Raw genomic sequence first — 414 nt, forward strand, 5'->3', positions numbered from 1 at the left:
TTTTGTTTTTTTTCCTATTTTCTGTATATTCTTTTTTGTAATTACTTTAGTTAGAGACTTAACAAGAAACTTCAACAATTTAAAAGTAAAATATATTGTCTCAACCCATAATAAAACTGGTAAAACAATACTTGAATTACGTTACTTTATATGGGAACTTAGAAAGCGTAAGTATTTTATAAATCTCATAATGAACTCTGAAGTTATTTATTTAGATGGAAATATACAAATTACTAGAGGTGTGTACTATAAAGACGTACCGCCATTAAATAATTTCAAAAACAAATCGTTTTTTCTTAAGTCTATACGAATTTTTGAAAAATAATATCAAAGCTACCAGAATAGGTAGCTTTTCACTTTGAACTTCATATAATATTAATTGCTATACATCCAAGTAACTTTTATTAAATCAAT

The 414-nt window shown here is 24.4% G+C and carries 1 protein-coding gene; it reads left to right on the top strand.

Annotation, left to right across the window (positions count from 1 at the left end; all coding sequences use genetic code 11):
• Nucleotides 1-325: hypothetical protein (locus A6013_RS27470; protein WP_069733893.1), on the top strand; the 325-nt coding region annotated here is incomplete at its 5' end.
• Nucleotides 326-414 lie beyond the last annotated feature (89 nt).

The organism is Enterobacter sp. IF2SW-B1 (genome assembly GCF_001743375.1).
Taxonomy (GTDB): Bacteria; Pseudomonadota; Gammaproteobacteria; order Enterobacterales; family Enterobacteriaceae; genus Enterobacter; species Enterobacter bugandensis.